The following is a 16,216-nucleotide window of genomic DNA, read 5'->3' as shown; positions in this document are numbered from 1 at the left end:
TTTCCATATCTACATATGATGCGAACAGGCTTATCTCTTCCAGACAATATATGAAATAGATACGTGAAATATCCGTAGTGGTTACATAACACAAAGAATAGTCATTTAATCTGAAAACGACAAAAAAGCAATCCGACATTAGCCGGATCGCTTTGATGCTGCTGGCGGATTAGAGCGGCAAATCCATTTGGAATACGGTCCAGTAGCTGAACCCTGTGAATGTCACGATCATATAACCCCAGAAGAGCAATATGTACGTACGTTCGGTAAATTTCAAATATCCCAAAATGACAAAAAACGCAGTCTGCAGGAAAAAAAGCAAAGCCATTTCGACCAGGTCTCCTGCAAAAGCCATCAGGCCAATCGCTAGCGTGAAGAACCCGAGTACCCGAAACATGCGCGCCACGGTAAGTCCTCCTCTCCTATGTACGATCATAGATTGTCTACACAACATTATACCGGGAAAGGAAAAAGGTGTAAACAAAATTGGATATGAAAGCGAATTCTTTTTTTTGGCCTAAAAGAGTTAAAGTATGGTTTGTTTTGCATGTGTAACGTATGAGTACTCATAAATGTGGAAATACATTTTAGTATGAAATCAATTCTATGAACTCTATGAGAGGCATAAGAATGAATGAAGCAGCTTTTATACCTAATTCACATACCGGGAAATCGGTTATGGGGACGGTTATTTTAGGATGTTGTTAGGAGGGTATTATAGCATGACTGCAGTGAGACAGGATGCTTGGAGTACAGAGGACGATTTGATTTTGGCTGAAGTTACTTTGCGTCATATTCGGGAAGGAAGTACACAACTAGCTGCTTTTGAAGAGGTTGGCGAAAAAATAGGCAGAACTTCTGCCGCTTGCGGTTTTCGCTGGAACAGCTGTGTACGTAAGAAGTATGAGTCTGCTATTAGCAATGCTAAGGCTCAACGACAAAAACGGAGTTATCTCCGCAAACAACCGGCTTTGCTTGGACCACAAGTAGCAGCTTTGTCCACCCTGGATACAGAAGAAAATCTGTACAAGGCGGATGGTATTTCGGAAGATTCTCTATCCATTGATGCAGTTATACGATTCTTGCGGCAATGGAAGGGAACTGTGCAGGAAAACGGTCGTCAGCTCAAGATGCTTGAGAAAGAGCTTCGTGAAAAAGAGGATGAACTTCATGAACTGCGTTGCGAGAATGATCGTCTGTCTAAGGAAGTGAATGAAGTACAGACTGATTATCGTGTTGTAAACGACGATTATAAAGCACTGATTCAGATTATGGATCGTGCTCGCAGACTCGCATTTCTGACAGAAGAAGAAGAGGAACTCAAAACGAGATTCAAAATGGATGCCAACGGGAATCTGGAACGAATTGAATAAAAGCAAATTGTATCTGATGATCAGCATTAGATTAGGACCCGTCACACCTCCGTTACATAACGGCGGGTATGATGGGTTTTTTGTTTGCTGTTTTTGTTCTATTATAGATGAAAGCAACTATTGGAGCAGAGGTAGGGATGCAGCATGATCATTGACGTTGTAGGATCAGGGTCACTGGGTCTTTTGTATGGAGGTAAGCTACAGGACGCAGGCAACGAGGTTCGGTTTTGGACCAGAACGGCTGAACAGGCAAATAAACTGAGTATAGAAGGATTTAAGGTCATCGAACGGGAGAAAACCATCCAGATTAAGCCTGATCATATCCAGGTCAAGCCGATTACGGAGTTAACCCGAGTGTGGCAACACTCACCTGGAGATTGGCTACTATTAATGGTGAAACAGACAGCGATACTTGATGTTATACGTGAAATTGGTTCATTGAAGACGCAAGTGCTCAACATCGCATGTTTCCAAAATGGGGTTGGGCATCTGGATCATGTGCAATCCAATATGCCGCATTCTAATATATACAGCGTCATAACTACAGAAGGGGCGAAACGTCAGCAAGATGGAGTCATCCGTGCAGGTATAGGAGAGACCTGGTTGGGCAAAAGTGCAGATGTACGTATCTCACCTCTAACGCCAATGAATCAAAATGACCCCATTCGTTTACAGGGACTTTTGCAGCAGGCAGGATTTGGCTGTACAGTGTCGAATGAAATCGATAAGCTGATTTATAGGAAGTTGTTAATCAATGCTGTCATTAACCCTCTTACCGCGATATGGCGTATTCCTAACGGTGAGTTAATTACAAAGGAAGAGCGAATCGTGTTTATGCGTCAGCTGTACGATGAGGCATTGGCGGTATACAGAGCAAGCGGAATACTTCTTGATGTTGATGTGTGGGAACAAATCCTCTCCGTCTGTCGTTCTACAGCCTCAAATACATCTTCCATGCTGTCGGATGTTCTGCATGGACAACAAACGGAGGTGCAATCCATTAACGGGCAAATCGTAAGCATGGCGTGTCGGTGTGGCCTGTCCGCTCCGATGCATGAAGTACTGCTTCATCTGATTGAAGGTATGCAACCGGAAGGAGTGAGTTAATGGGATTTTTTATTGTGCTGAGCATACTGCCGTTCTTTCCATTTTTTCTTGTGTATTGGATCATGTATGGATGGAAAAAAGATAAGCGTGTGGCGCTGCGCTCGGCAATGGATGTAACAACCTTATTCCTTATATTCTCTGTATCGGCGTTATTCAACTTAACATTTGATTCGAATTTTGGATTTTATTTAACACTAATACTCATACTAATAGCGCTTGGATTCATCGGAGGTGCACAAAATCGGCTCAAAGGTAAGGTCGATAGGGGTAGAATGTTCCGGGCCGTTTGGCGCATGGCTTTTGTCATAATGAGTTTTGGGTATGTTTTGTTTACTATATTTGGATTATTTAGATACTTCATGAAACAGATGTGAGGATACATAACGCAAAAGGGCTAAAAAATGTGTCGATTTTGTCGAAAACTGAAAAAAACATTACTTTCTGAAAAAGTAATGTAGATTTTTTTGACCGGTGGTTGTATAATCTATAAACATATACCACATCAATTTAGGGGGAAAGTGTTAGATGAAAAGGAAAAGTCTATTAGTCCTTTTGACGCTGATTTTGGCGTTCGGTACCGTACTTGCAGCGTGCGGATCGAAAAACGAAGGCACAGGTAACACCGATACTGGTTCTGCAACCGAAGGAAATGGTCTTGCTAAAGATCAAGTCCTGAAAATTAACCTGTCAGCTGAACCTCCTACGTTAGACCCGGCTCAAGCAAAAGACAGCCAAACCAACACTGTACTGAAATTCTTGTATGAAGGTCTTGTGCGTATCGACCCTGATGGCAAAGAAGCTCCAGGTGTTGCTAAAGACTGGACAATTTCCGAAGATGGTCTGAAATATGTTTTCAACCTGAACCCGGATGCTAAATGGAGCAACGGTGATGCAATCACTGCCGAAGACTTTGTACGTTCTTGGGAACGCGCTTTGAAACCGGAAACAGCTTCTCCATATGCTTACCAATTGTATTACATCAAAGGTGCTGAGGGTTACAACCTGAGCAAAGACGAAACATATAAAGGTACTAAAATCACAGACTTCTCTCAAGTAGGTGTTAAAGCTACTGATGAGCACACACTGGAAGTAACGTTGGAAAACCCAACACCTTACTTCTTGGGTCTGACAGCATTCTACACGTACTACCCAGTACACAAGTCTGCTGACACGAATGACAAATTCTTCACAGACTACAAAAACATGATCGTTAACGGACCATTCACAATGGATCAATACGCTAAAGGTCAAAAAATCGTCGTGAAGAAAAACGAAAGCTACCATGCAGCTTCTGACATCAAATTGTCTGAAATTAACATGTCCCTGACAAACAGCAGTGCTTCCGAACTGCAAGCTTATAAGTCTGGACAATTGGACTACACAGGCGCACCTAACGGTGAAATTCCTTCCGACCAAATTCCTTCTGTAAAAGCGGAATTGCCGGACGAGTTTAAAGCTACTGGTATTGCAAGTACTTACTACTACCAGTTCAACGTTAATGAAGCTCCATTTAACAACGTTAAAATCCGTAAGGCTTTTGCAATGTCAATCGAGCGTCAATTGATCGTTGACAAAGTAACACAAGGTGGACAAATTCCAGCTTTCGGCTTTGTACCTCCAGGTATCCGCGGTGAAAACGGCGAATTCCGTGATGAGCACAAAGATGACTACTTCACTGAGAACGTAGAAGAAGCTAAGAAATTGCTTGCTGAAGGTATGAAAGAAGAAGGCTACACAACATTGCCAGCAGTAACTTTGATCTACAATACTAGTGATGGTCACGCGAAAATCGCGCTTGCTGTTGCTGATATGTGGAAGAAAAACCTTGGTGTTGACGTGAAAACGGAAAACCAAGAGTGGGGCGTATTCCTTGAGAACCGTCAAAACCAAAACTTCCAAATCGCTCGTGCGGGCTGGTCTGCTGACTACAACGATCCGTACAACTTCTTGGAAATGTGGACTACTGGAAACACAAACAATGATTCCAAATTCAGCAACGAACAGTATGATAAAGATGTTAAAGAGACTGTAAAATCTGCAGATCCAGCTACTCGTATGGCTGCTTTTGCTGACGCTGAGAAAATCCTGATTCAAGATGAAATGGGCGTATTGCCGATCTATTACTACACTAACGTATCTTTGACTAAGCCTTACCTGAAAGGCATACAACTTGATTTCAGTGGAGCTATTGACTTCACTCGTGCATATCTGGAAGAGAAATAAGTTGTTCTGAAGTCTATATGATTACTTCGGGATATATATGTGGAATTCCATATATATCCCGATTTTTTTGTATGTGCACCGATTTTCCTTATAATTCTTGAAATTTCCGATAAATGGATTGGACATTATTCATGTCTAATTCTACAATCGATTTGTATACAAAATATTGTTTGTGGAGGTGTGCAAGGGTTGGTTAAGTACGTGCTGAAAAAACTGCTATTTATGCTGCTATCGCTTTTCATACTCGCATCAGCAACCTTCTTCCTGATGAAGGCCATTCCGGGTGACCCTTTTACATCCGAGAAAAAAGTATCTCCTGAAATCCGGGCACTTTTGGAAGTGAAGTATGGTTTGGACAAACCGATGTATGAACAATACCTGAAGTATATGGGTGGAATCATCAAAGGTGATTTCGGGGTTTCTATGAAATACCTGAATCAAGATGTAACTGGTATGATCACTCAAACGTTTACAGCATCGCTGAAGCTAGGAATCTTTGCGATTATTATCTCAATTGTTGTGGGTGTCTTGTTGGGGCTTATTGCCGCAGTGTACCATCGCAAGTTGATTGATGATATTACGATGATTCTGGCTGTTATCGGGATTGCTGTACCGAGTTTCTTGCTCGCATCCCTGGTGCAATATGTTTTTGCATTCAAACTCGGCTGGTTTAATGTTATGGGCTTCGATGGCCCGCTCGACTATGTGCTTCCGGTTGCCGCATTGTCAGCATCTCCAATTGCCTTTATCGCACGTTTGACGCGTTCAAGCATGTTGGAAGTGTTGCATGCAGACTACATCAAGACAGCCAAAGCCAAAGGTTTGAAATGGCCTGCTATCATGTTTAAACACGTTTTACGGAACGGTATTCTGCCAGTCGTTACTTACGTTGGTCCGATGACAGCAAATATTATCACAGGCTCCGTTGTTATTGAGCAAATCTTTAATATTGGTGGAATTGGTAAAGTATTTGTAGAGAGTATTACGAATCGTGATTACACGATGATCATGGGGATTACAATCTTCTATGGTATTCTCTTGATGCTTGCACGTTTCCTGACAGATATCGCTTACGTGTTGATTGATCCTAGAATTAAGCTAGAAAGCCGGAAGGGGGCATAACGTTGTCTGGCAAGAATAACAACAATAATGAAACGGCGAACACAGGCCTGGATAGTCAGGCAGCGTTGAAATCGCAAGAGAGTGTATCGCTATTCAAAGACGCTATGTACAGACTTGCAACCAACAAGGCCGCTATGATTAGTTTGGCTGTTCTAGTCCTTGTTGTCATTTTCTCTATGATTGGTCCAACTTCGTTGTTCTCAAGCTATAATTATTATTCCAATGATTTGTTGAATGCCAATGCTGCACCGAGTGCTGAACACTGGTTCGGAACAGATGAACTGGGTCGTGATGTATGGGTAAGAACCTGGGTAGGTGCACGTGTGTCTCTTACTGTAGGTTTGGCTGCTGCTTTGATTGACCTTGTCATCGGGGTAATTTATGGAGCCATTATGGGCTTCTACGGTGGACGTGTTGACGGCATCATGAACAAGTTCTCCGAGATCTTGTACTCCCTGCCATACATGCTCGTTGTTATCCTGTTGCTGGTTGTATTGGAGCCAAGTCTGACAACGATTATCATTGCACTTACCATTACAGGATGGATCAGTATGTCCTGGATTGTGCGTGGTGAGATTATGCAGCTCAAAAACAGAGACTTTATCCTTGCTGCTCGTTCCATGGGCGCAAGCACTGGACGTCAACTCTTCCGTCATTTGTTGCCAAATGCTGTCGGACCAATTCTCGTTACATTGACATTGTCCATCCCAAATGCCATCTTCGCAGAAGCATTTTTGAGCTTCCTCGGATTGGGTGTATCTGCACCTAAATCCTCTCTTGGATCTATGATCAATGATGCACTTACAGGCTGGACGCTGTATCCTTGGCGGATGTGGTTCCCTGCAGGTTTGATGGTTATGACAATGCTCGCATTTAACTTGCTTGGTGACGGCTTGCGCGACGCGCTTGATCCAAAATTACGTAAATAGAAATAGGAGGTGGGATTATGGAGCCGATTTTAACAGTCAAAGACCTGAGTGTGTCATTCACGACGCGTTCTGGTGAGTTTGATGCCGTTAAAAATGTGAGTTTTGAACTTGGCAAAGGAGAGACGCTGGGGATCGTAGGTGAATCCGGTAGTGGTAAGAGTGTTACTGCCCAAACCATCATGAAATTGATTCCCTCCCCGCCTTCGAAGGTCAAAAGCGGAGAAATTACTTTTCACGGGCAGGACCTGCTGAATAAGACAGATAAACAGATGGAAGCCATCCGTGGTAAAGATATCGGCATGATCTTCCAGGATCCAATGACTTCTTTGAATCCTACCATCAAAATTGGTAAGCAAATTACCGAGGTACTGCGCAAGCATCAGAATATGTCCAAAAAAGAAGCTGAAAAAAGCGCATTGGAAATGCTCGAACTTGTAGGCATCAAAAATGCGGAATCGCGTATGAACCATTATCCACACCAATTTTCCGGTGGTATGCGCCAGCGTGCTATGATTGCGATTGCCTTGGCATGTCGTCCATCCCTTCTGATTGCGGATGAGCCAACAACTGCACTCGACGTAACGATTCAAGCACAAATCTTGGATGTTATGAAAGACATGCAGCAAAAGCTTGGAACTTCGATCATGCTTATCACGCATGACCTTGGAGTAGTGGCAGGAATGTGTGATCGTGTTGTCGTTATGAAGGAAGGCGAAGTTGTTGAAACAGGAACAACTGCTGAAATCTTCAGTAATCCTCAACATCCATACACGATTAAATTGCTGAATGCTCTCCCTCGTCTGGACGAGCCTAAAAAAGAAAAGCCTACTCCAGTTGGTATTATCAAAGGTGCCAACAAGCCGCTGGTTCAAGTGAAGAACCTGAAACAATACTTCAACTTGGGCAAAGGCAACATTCTAAAAGCGGTTAATGATGTTAGCTTTGATATTTTTGAAGGCGAAACACTTGGAGTTGTAGGGGAGTCGGGCTGTGGTAAGTCCACAACTGGCCGTACAATTCTGCGCCTTTATGAGCCAACAGGCGGAAACGTTAACTTTAATGGAACGGACATCTACAAGCTGTCTCCGCGCAAGATGAAAGAAATGCGTAAAGATATGCAGATGATTTTCCAGGATCCTTATGCATCTTTGAACCCACGTTTCAACGTTATGGATATCATCGGTGAATCTCTTGATATTCATGGTCTGGCGTCAAGTCGGGCAGAGCGGAAGAGACGCGTTGAAGAATTGCTTGATCTTGTAGGTCTGAATCCTAGCCATGCACTCCGTTATCCACATGAATTCTCAGGTGGTCAAAGACAACGGATCGGGATTGCCCGTGCATTGGCTGTAGACCCTAAATTCATCATCTGTGATGAGCCATTGTCTGCATTGGACGTGTCCATTCAGGCTCAGGTCGTTAATTTGCTTGAAGAACTTCAGCAACGCCTCGGCTTGACATACCTGTTTATTGCACATGACTTGTCCATGGTTAAACATATCAGTGACCGTGTAGCTGTAATGTACATGGGTAAAGTGGTGGAGTTGGCAGAAAGTGAAGAACTTTATGCTAATCCAATTCACCCTTACACCAAAACATTGCTGTCCGCAATTCCTGTACCTGATCCGGAAGTAGAAGCGAGCAAACGTCGCATTTTGCTGCCGGAAGAACAAGCACTTAAGAATGGATCTGGTGGTCCTGCAAATGATCCATACAACCTGCAGAACGCTCAATTGATTGAGATATCCAAAGGTCACTGGGTTGCAGAACCTTACGTATAAAAAGTACAATTTTCATTTGGACTTATCCATGAATATCAAACCGCCGACTTTGTTCGGCGGTTTTTTATTTTTTGATGCACTTTCTTTTGACGAAGAGGGCTCTCATTCGGTACAATCAAGAAAGGCTCTTTGAAGCAGAATAGGAGGCAGACCTCATGAAAGGTATTACCGAGGCACTCCGCAGCGGAACGCGACTTGCAGAAGACTATGTCTGTTCAAGGGATGCTGCGCGTGGCCTTTACCAATATGACATTCGCTGGGAATCGGGGCTTCATACGCGTGCCGAGTGGCTAGACCAATCGGAGAACACACGTATTCCTCGTCAACATCTGGCAGAGTATCTACGTATATATAATAAACGTGTGAACGATCATGGTGCAGTCCATGAATCCATCACACGTCTCGCGGAACAAGAAGCGTTGGTTGTTACGGGAGGACAGCAAAGCGGCCTGCTTACAGGTCCGTTGTTTGTAATTTATAAAGCAGCAAGTGTAGTTGCAGCTGCGCGGGAAGCGGAGAACAGGCTACAACGGCCGGTCGTTCCCGTTTTTTGGATTGCAGGCGAAGACCATGACTGGGATGAAGTGAACCACACATACTTGCCTGACGCCAACGGTGACATGACGAAGATCAAGTTACAAGGGCGGTTTGCAGGCAGGGATTCTGTGAGTTATGTCCATGTGGAAACAGAACAATGGATGACCGTGCTGAAGCAGGTGGAGCATCTGTTACCGGATACGGTGCACAAACCTGGTTTGATGAAGCTGGTTACGGAAATTCATCAGTCGAGTTCGAATCTGAGTGATGCGTTTGCTCGGTTAATCTCAGCATTGTTTGGCAGCAGTGGACTTATTCTGATGGATGCTGCAGATCCAGACTTGCGCAGGCTTGAGCAGCCTGTATTTGAGCGTTTGATTCGTGAAAATGGGACATTACGCCAAGCATATGCACAAGGTGCCTCCGCATTGGAACAAGCCGGATATGCCATGCCAGCTGAAGTCGCGGAAGATGGGGCCAATCTGTTTTACATACATGAAGGGGCACGGTTGCTTCTGATGTTGAAAGACGGCTTGTACAGCGACCGTAAAGGTCTGGTTTCATTTACAGAAGAGCGACTGCTTCAGGAACTGGCTGAACATCCCGAGCGGTTTAGCAACAATGTATTGACCCGGCCATTGATGCAAGATTCCATTTTACCTGTAGCGGCTGTTATCTTAGGTCAAGGTGAGATCGCGTACTGGGGATTGACACGTGAAGCGTTTGGCCGGTTTGGGCTGCAGATGCCTATCTTGCTTCCACGTCTGTCCTTTACCATTTTGGAAGATGTTCATCACAAACATATGAAGCAGTACGGTCTTTCTTTCCAGGACGTTCAATATCATATGGAAGATAAGAAGGAACAATGGCTGGCACAGCAGGAGACCTTCCAGGTCGATGAACAATTCGAGCGCGTTCAGCAAGCATTTGCCGATCTATATCGTCCATTACTTGATCAGATCACAGAGATCCATCCTGGTCTGGACCGAATTGGAGATACCAATGTAGGTAAGATCAGCGAACAGATGCAATATCTGCAAGAGCAGACCCACAAAGCCATCAAAGATAAACACAATGTGAGTCTAAGACACTGGAACGGGATGCAAAACTCACTCTTTCCCATGAACAAACCACAGGAACGAGTACATAACGTACTCTTTTACCTGAACCGTTATGGAACCGAGTGGATCGGACAACTGATTGAAAGTCAGAACGAATTCCGTGGACAACACCAAGTGATCACATTGTAGTGACCTTTTATAATAGAAGGAATAGATAATCGAGGAGGATGAGGAATGACTACCCCTGCATTGCAAAACAGTATCGTTAAGGATATGGGACTCGCTTCGGAAGGTCATCTGAAAATTGATTGGGTAGAAGCACATATGCCGGTGTTAAACCGCATTCGTCGCCAATTTGAACAGGATCTTCCGTTTAAAGGTTTGAAAGTAGCCATTTGCCTTCACCTTGAGGCCAAAACAGCTTACCTGGCGAAAGTCATTCAAGCTGGTGGTGCAGAAGTGACGATTACACACAGCAACCCATTGTCAACACAGGACGATGTTTGTGCTGCTCTGGTGGAAGACGGCGTTACTGTGTATGCCAAACATAATCCGGACCCTGTTGAGTTCAAAGAACTGCAACTTCGTGCACTTGAAGTGAAACCTGATCTGATCATTGATGACGGTGGAGACTTTGCCACTATCATTGCATCTGAACGTCCTGACCTAGCTGCCACCATTCGTGGTGGAGCAGAGGAAACGACAACGGGCATCATTCGTTTGAAAGCTTTGGCGAAAGAAGGACAATTGCGTTTCCCAATGGTTGCAGTCAATGACGCTTATTGCAAATACTTGTTTGATAACCGTTACGGTACAGGTCAGTCTGCATTCGATGGTATCATCCGTACAACTAATCTGGTCGTTGCAGGAAAGAACGTAGTTGTAGTGGGTTATGGATGGTGTGGTAAAGGTGTAGCGATGCGTGCCAAAGGGCTAGGAGCAAATGTCATCGTAACTGAAATTGATCCTATTAAAGCCGTAGAAGCACATATGGACGGATTCCGTGTCATGACGATGGTAGAAGCTGCAAAATTGGGTGATTTCTTCATCGCTGTTACCGGCAATAAAGATGTGATTACTGGAGAGCATTACGATGTGATGAAGGATGGAGCAATTCTTAGCAATGCGGGTCACTTTGACGTGGAAGTAAACAAACCTGAACTTGCTAAACGTTCCGATTCGATTCGTACCGTACGCCGCAACATTGAAGAATATCGCTTCAAAGATGGCCGTAAGATGTATTTGCTGGCTGAAGGACGCCTCGTAAACCTGGGTGCAGCCGATGGACACCCTGCTGAGATTATGGATACAACGTTTGCATTGCAAGCGCTGGGTCTGCGTTATGTGAGCGAGAACTATGCGGAACTGGGTAAAACCGTTGTTAATGTACCTTATGATATTGACCAACAGGTTGCCAGTTACAAACTAGAAAGCTTGAATATTGCCATCGACTCTTTGTCCGCCGAGCAGGAAAAATATCTGGACAGCTGGAAATTCTAAGAGGCATCCATTAATTACAAGCTGATTAAGTGCTTCAAAGGGTTTAAAATGGTTTATTAATGATATGGCTCATATGCGGGTGTACGTGCGATTGCCCGTAAACGGGAAACGTCTTTGATCCTGAGTGACAGGATCAAAGACGTTTTTTTGCGGTTGGAAATTTAAAAAAAGTAAAGTCCGTAAGAAGGGTTTTGATTTTTTTGTGCGAATCTATTATGCTTAGGTGGTGGAAAGTGGGGCAAAGTGGGAGAAACGGGTGAGGAGTGAGTGGGCCAATGTTTATGGGGGAGTTCCAACATAGCATTGATGACAAGGGTCGGGTTATTATTCCGGCTAAATTCCGCGAATCTCTGGGACCGTCTTTCGTTGTCACACGGGGTTTGGACCAGTGTCTTTTCGTGTACCCCATGGAGGAGTGGGGGGTCATGGAACAGAAGCTCAAAGCACTGCCGTTGATGAAATCCGATGCACGTGCGTTTACCCGGTTTTTTTTCTCGGGTGCCACCGAATGTGAATTGGACAAACAGGGCAGGGTAAATTTGCCGGGCTCTCTTAGAGAGTATGCCAAGCTGGACAAGGATTGCGTTGTTCTTGGCGTGTCGAACCGGGTGGAGATTTGGAGCAAAGGCATATGGGAGAGTTATTTCAATCAATCCGAAGAAGCATTCAACGACATTGCCGAAAAGCTGGTCGATTTTAATTTTGATCTATAAAGTCAGGAGGGGTGCAGGTTGTTTCACCACATAACCGTACTCAAAGAAGAGGCAACAGAGGGATTAAACATCAAGCAGGACGGTATATACGTGGACTGCACTTTAGGCGGTGGCGGACATAGCTCCGTGATTGCATCCAAGCTCGGTCCAGGGGGACGTCTGATCGCACTGGATCAGGATGATTGGGCTTTGGATAACGCGCGTGAAAAATTGGCTCCATATGGAGAGCGGATTACATTGGTGAAAACCAATTTCCGTGATCTCGAACAGGTACTGAAAGAACTGGATGTACCGATGAAAGATGGCGTGCCACAGGTAGATGGCATTTTGTACGATTTGGGGGTATCATCGCCGCAATTCGACGAAGGAGAACGTGGATTTAGCTACAATCACGATGCTCCGTTGGATATGCGTATGGATCAGGACGCATCCCTTACCGCCAAAGAGATTGTTAACGAATGGCCGGAAGAGGAGATTGCCCGCATTTTGTATCGCTATGGTGAAGAGAAATTCTCTAGACGAATTGCGCGTGTCATTATTGAAAAGAGGAAGCAATCCACTATTGAGACTACTGGCGAACTGGTGGAATTGATCAAAGAAGGGATTCCGGCGGCGGCTCGTCGTACCGGAGGACATCCTGCAAAACGCAGCTTCCAGGCATTGCGAATTGCGGTTAATGATGAGCTGGGCGCGTTCGAAGAAGCGTTACATCAGGCCGTTCGGTGCTTGGCACCAGGCGGACGTGTATCTGTTATTACTTTTCACTCACTTGAGGACCGAATTTGTAAACAGATTTTTAGCAGTTATCTGGAGAAATGTACATGCCCTCCCGATTTTCCGTTGTGTGTTTGCGGCGGTAAGGGTACCATGCGTTTAGTGAACAGAAAGCCGCTGATTCCAACGGAAACGGAACTGGCCGAAAACTCCCGTGCTCGTTCAGCGAAGCTGCGCGTAGCCGAGAAACTGTAAATCAAGAGCGGAGGAGAGAGTCGGAGTATGGCATATACACGTGGTAATCTGGCAGTGAAAGAAAAAGCGTCCCAAGAACGTGTGGCCCAGCAGCGGTACAAGGAAACTACCAAAGTGGTGACCCGTCGTACCGGTCTTCCGGCACGCGAGAAATTTTTGTATCTGATTACTCTGGTTGCAGTCATTGTTGTGGGTGGTGTAATGATGTCGCGTTACGCTCACATCTATGATCTGAATAAGCAGGCACAGACGACGTTGTCTGATGTGAGAGACGCAGAGAAAACGATTGCAGATCTGCAAGTGGAGAAAGAAAAACTGAACAATCTGGTCATCGAGAATGCTCGCAAACTTGGTTATGTTGAGGCTTCCGGTAAGGATGTCATTTTTGTACCTCGCTCAACAAGTGCAACGAACTCGACAGGTACTGAATCGTCCTCGGATACAGCAAATAAGTAGAACATTTTGTATCAATCCATACAAAGTGCTGAAGCAAAAGAGGTGTACCGATGGTAAAAAGAATAAAGATGCGCACGCTGCTTATAGGGGGATGTATTACCCTCTTTTTTCTTGTATTAATAACCCGCATATTCTTTATTCAGGTTGTTAATGGCGGTATTTGGCAGGAGCGAGCAGCTGGTTTGGTCGAACGTGAACAAACCATCAAGGCCAGTCGCGGGACAATCACAGACCGCAATGGTAACATCCTGGCCACAGATGCACCTGCTTACACGGTATCTGTAAACCCGGAGATGATTAATAAACTTGGGATTGAAGATGTGGTTATTAACAAATTATCTAGTTTATTGGGTAAAAGCGAGAGTGAAATGCGCGCACTTGTAACAGCTAAAAAGAAAGATGGGTCATTCTTTCAACAACGTGAAGTGCGCAGTGAAGGGTATAAAATTAGCCCTGAACTCGCTGCTAAGGTAGACGAATTTCGCGAAAAACTTCAGGATGACTACAAGGCTAAAAACGCGATTGTCATGACACAGGAGTCGAAGCGATTTTATCCGGAAGAAACGCTCGCCTCTCATTTGCTGGGATACATGAGCCGTGATGGCAAAGCGGTTAACGGACTTGAGGTCTCCTATGATGAACAGCTTACAGGTACAGATGGTTATCTGAACTATCAGAAAGATGCCAAAGGGTACAAGCTGCCTGATTCCCAGGACAACTATCTTCCACCGCAGAATGGAAGTAACTTGAAACTGACGATTGATGATACAATTCAGTACTACATCGAAGATGCAATGAAAGAAGCGGTGGCCCAGTACAATCCACTGAGCATGACTGTCATTGCAGCAGATCCTAACACGATGGAAATCTTAGGTATGGCCAATTGGCCGACCTTTAATCCTAATACGTATGCGGAAACGCCGGATCAGAAAAATTTTATCAACCATGCGATACAATCCATCTATGAACCGGGGTCTACTTTTAAAATTGTTACTTTGGCGGGTGCAGTTGAGGAGAAGCTGTTTGATCCGAATGCTACGTTTGAATCCAAGCGAGTCTATATCGGCGGCTACCCAATCAGTGATAACGGTCACGCCTATGGCCGGATTTCCTACTTGGAAGGTGTCAAACGTTCAAGTAACATTGCGTTCGTTAATCTGGGCTATAACATGCTTGGCGGTGAACGTTTGCGTCATTACATAGACCAATTCGGTTTTGGTAAAAAGACGGGCATTGATCTGCCGAGTGAATCGGCTTCACCAATCAAGCCGCTGGTTTATAAATCGGAAATTGCCACAGCAGCATATGGTCATGGTCTTGTACAGGTAACGCCAATCCAGCAGGTAGCAGCCATTTCGGCCATTGCCAACGGCGGCAAACTTATGGAACCGCATCTGGTAAAGGAAATTATTAACCCGAATGACGGTACATCAGAAGTAATCAAGCCGAAGATCGTTCGTCAGGTCATTTCCAAGGAATCTTCCAAACTGGTGAGCGGGTATCTGGAACAGGTTGTAGCCGACCAAACGATTGGTACAGGGCGCAATGCTTATATCGAAGGATACCGTGTGGCTGGTAAAACGGGTACAGCAAGAAAAGTTGTGAATGGGACATACAGTAAATCCAAAGACGTCGTTTCGTTTATCGGATTTGCACCTGTAAATAATCCCAAAATCGCGATGTTAATTGTGATTGACCAGCCTGATGGTTCCAATATTGGCGGAGGTACTGCAGCTGCTCCGGTATTCAAGAAGATTGTGAGCCAGACCCTTCAATACATGGGAGTTCCCAAAGATACAGTAAAGACCACTGACAAAAAGTCAAAAACAACGCCGGTCGTTCAATCTAAAGCTCCTGATCTGTCAGGCAAGACAGCCAAACAGGCTAGAAGCCAACTTTTGAACGCAGGAATTGCCTATGAGACGCTTGGTCAGGGTGAAAATGTCATTCGCCAGTATCCTGTGGCGGGTGCAGCCATGAATCCTGGCCAACGAATCTACCTTTTGACCGAAGAGAGCAGCAAAATGAAGATCCCTGATCTGACTGGCGAATCTCTACGAGATGCACTTGAAGTGCTCTCCCTCATGAAAGTGGGCGTAACCGTTAAAGGTGAAGGATATGTGGTGAAGCAAACGGAGCAGGTGGCAGGCGAACAGAGAACGGTTGAGCTTGTGCTGCAGACGGCCAAAGCGGCAGTTACCGGTATAGCAGATGAAGCTCCTGAGTCTTCTGATCCAGCATTAGGGGACGAGACTAACAATCAGGGAGCAGCTGATGGAACGGGGAACACCGAAGAAACGGGCAAAACGGATACTACAAATCCACCTTCAAATGAGACAAAATCGTCTGGTAACACTTCGGACGGGGCTTCGCTACCATAGAGATCACAGACAGCTTGTTCTAACCCCCGGTTGTCCTGAATATTCATGAATTGAACACAATCAT

14 protein-coding genes are annotated in these 16,216 nt (G+C 44.9%); 13 read left to right on the top strand and 1 reads right to left on the bottom strand.

The window, feature by feature from the left end:
• Positions 1-169 precede the first annotated feature (169 nt).
• On the bottom strand, positions 170-406 hold the full coding sequence (locus tag A6049_RS23640; RefSeq protein WP_053781237.1) for a DUF2626 domain-containing protein: 237 nt from the start codon (positions 404-406) through the stop codon (positions 170-172).
• Between the two features lie 316 nt (positions 407-722).
• Between A6049_RS23640 and A6049_RS23635 the strand changes: the two genes are divergently transcribed.
• From A6049_RS23635 to A6049_RS23575, 13 genes are all read left to right on the top strand, one after another.
• Complete coding sequence (locus tag A6049_RS23635) at positions 723-1,373, top strand: RsfA family transcriptional regulator (protein WP_063567002.1); 651 nt, start codon at positions 723-725, stop codon at positions 1,371-1,373.
• 144 nt (positions 1,374-1,517) lie between these two features.
• Positions 1,518-2,480, top strand: coding sequence for a ketopantoate reductase family protein (locus A6049_RS23630; protein ID WP_063567001.1), 963 nt, complete (start codon positions 1,518-1,520; stop codon positions 2,478-2,480).
• Entirely contained in the window at positions 2,480-2,854 is a 375-nt protein-coding gene (locus A6049_RS23625) for a DUF3397 domain-containing protein (RefSeq protein ID WP_063567000.1), read from the top strand. Before A6049_RS23630 ends, A6049_RS23625 begins: the two co-directional genes overlap by 1 nt.
• Positions 2,855-3,005: 151 nt before the next feature.
• Entirely contained in the window at positions 3,006-4,703 is a 1,698-nt protein-coding gene (locus tag A6049_RS23620) for a peptide ABC transporter substrate-binding protein (protein WP_063566999.1), read from the top strand.
• 189 nt (positions 4,704-4,892) lie between these two features.
• Positions 4,893-5,825: an ABC transporter permease gene (locus tag A6049_RS23615; protein ID WP_063566998.1), complete on the top strand. Its 933-nt coding sequence runs from the start codon at positions 4,893-4,895 to the stop codon at positions 5,823-5,825.
• Positions 5,826-5,872: 47 nt separating this feature from the next.
• Positions 5,873-6,754: an ABC transporter permease gene (locus A6049_RS23610; protein ID WP_371121656.1), complete on the top strand. Its 882-nt coding sequence runs from the start codon at positions 5,873-5,875 to the stop codon at positions 6,752-6,754.
• A gap of 17 nt (positions 6,755-6,771) precedes the next feature.
• Positions 6,772-8,535 (top strand): ABC transporter ATP-binding protein, encoded by a 1,764-nt coding sequence (locus A6049_RS23605; RefSeq protein WP_063566996.1) that lies wholly within the window; start codon positions 6,772-6,774, stop codon positions 8,533-8,535.
• Positions 8,536-8,690: 155 nt separating this feature from the next.
• A complete protein-coding gene (gene bshC / locus A6049_RS23600) occupies positions 8,691-10,322 on the top strand; it encodes a bacillithiol biosynthesis cysteine-adding enzyme BshC (RefSeq protein WP_063566995.1) in 1,632 nt (543 codons plus the stop codon).
• Between the two features lie 45 nt (positions 10,323-10,367).
• Positions 10,368-11,633, top strand: coding sequence for an adenosylhomocysteinase (locus A6049_RS23595; RefSeq protein ID WP_063566994.1), 1,266 nt, complete (start codon positions 10,368-10,370; stop codon positions 11,631-11,633).
• 275 nt (positions 11,634-11,908) lie between these two features.
• Positions 11,909-12,346, top strand: coding sequence for a division/cell wall cluster transcriptional repressor MraZ (mraZ, locus tag A6049_RS23590; protein WP_063566993.1), 438 nt, complete (start codon positions 11,909-11,911; stop codon positions 12,344-12,346).
• Between the two features lie 18 nt (positions 12,347-12,364).
• Entirely contained in the window at positions 12,365-13,315 is a 951-nt protein-coding gene (gene rsmH / locus A6049_RS23585) for a 16S rRNA (cytosine(1402)-N(4))-methyltransferase RsmH (protein WP_063566992.1), read from the top strand.
• 27 nt (positions 13,316-13,342) lie between these two features.
• Positions 13,343-13,771 (top strand): hypothetical protein, encoded by a 429-nt coding sequence (locus tag A6049_RS23580; protein ID WP_063566991.1) that lies wholly within the window; start codon positions 13,343-13,345, stop codon positions 13,769-13,771.
• 50 nt (positions 13,772-13,821) lie between these two features.
• Positions 13,822-16,152 carry a penicillin-binding transpeptidase domain-containing protein gene (locus A6049_RS23575; RefSeq protein WP_063566990.1) on the top strand — a complete coding sequence of 777 codons (2,331 nt, stop codon included), beginning with the start codon at positions 13,822-13,824 and terminating at the stop codon, positions 16,150-16,152.
• Positions 16,153-16,216 lie beyond the last annotated feature (64 nt).

It is taken from the genome of Paenibacillus sp. O199 (assembly GCF_001636635.1).
Lineage (GTDB): Bacteria > Bacillota > Bacilli > Paenibacillales > Paenibacillaceae > Paenibacillus > Paenibacillus marchantiae.
This window is presented reverse-complemented; position numbering and strand designations above follow the sequence as displayed.

What these genes read in the sequence shown, in the direction of transcription:
- A6049_RS23635 (WP_063567002.1), top strand. Translation starts at nt 723, where the DNA reads ATGACTGCAGTGAGACAGGATGCTTGGAGTACAGAGGACGATTTGATT.
- A6049_RS23630 (WP_063567001.1), top strand. Translation starts at nt 1,518, where the DNA reads ATGATCATTGACGTTGTAGGATCAGGGTCACTGGGTCTTTTGTATGGA.
- A6049_RS23625 (WP_063567000.1), top strand. Translation starts at nt 2,480, where the DNA reads ATGGGATTTTTTATTGTGCTGAGCATACTGCCGTTCTTTCCATTTTTT.
- A6049_RS23620 (WP_063566999.1), top strand. Translation starts at nt 3,006, where the DNA reads ATGAAAAGGAAAAGTCTATTAGTCCTTTTGACGCTGATTTTGGCGTTC.
- A6049_RS23605 (WP_063566996.1), top strand. Translation starts at nt 6,772, where the DNA reads ATGGAGCCGATTTTAACAGTCAAAGACCTGAGTGTGTCATTCACGACG.
- bshC (WP_063566995.1), top strand. Translation starts at nt 8,691, where the DNA reads ATGAAAGGTATTACCGAGGCACTCCGCAGCGGAACGCGACTTGCAGAA.
- A6049_RS23595 (WP_063566994.1), top strand. Translation starts at nt 10,368, where the DNA reads ATGACTACCCCTGCATTGCAAAACAGTATCGTTAAGGATATGGGACTC.
- mraZ (WP_063566993.1), top strand. Translation starts at nt 11,909, where the DNA reads ATGTTTATGGGGGAGTTCCAACATAGCATTGATGACAAGGGTCGGGTT.
- A6049_RS23580 (WP_063566991.1), top strand. Translation starts at nt 13,343, where the DNA reads ATGGCATATACACGTGGTAATCTGGCAGTGAAAGAAAAAGCGTCCCAA.
- A6049_RS23575 (WP_063566990.1), top strand. Translation starts at nt 13,822, where the DNA reads ATGGTAAAAAGAATAAAGATGCGCACGCTGCTTATAGGGGGATGTATT.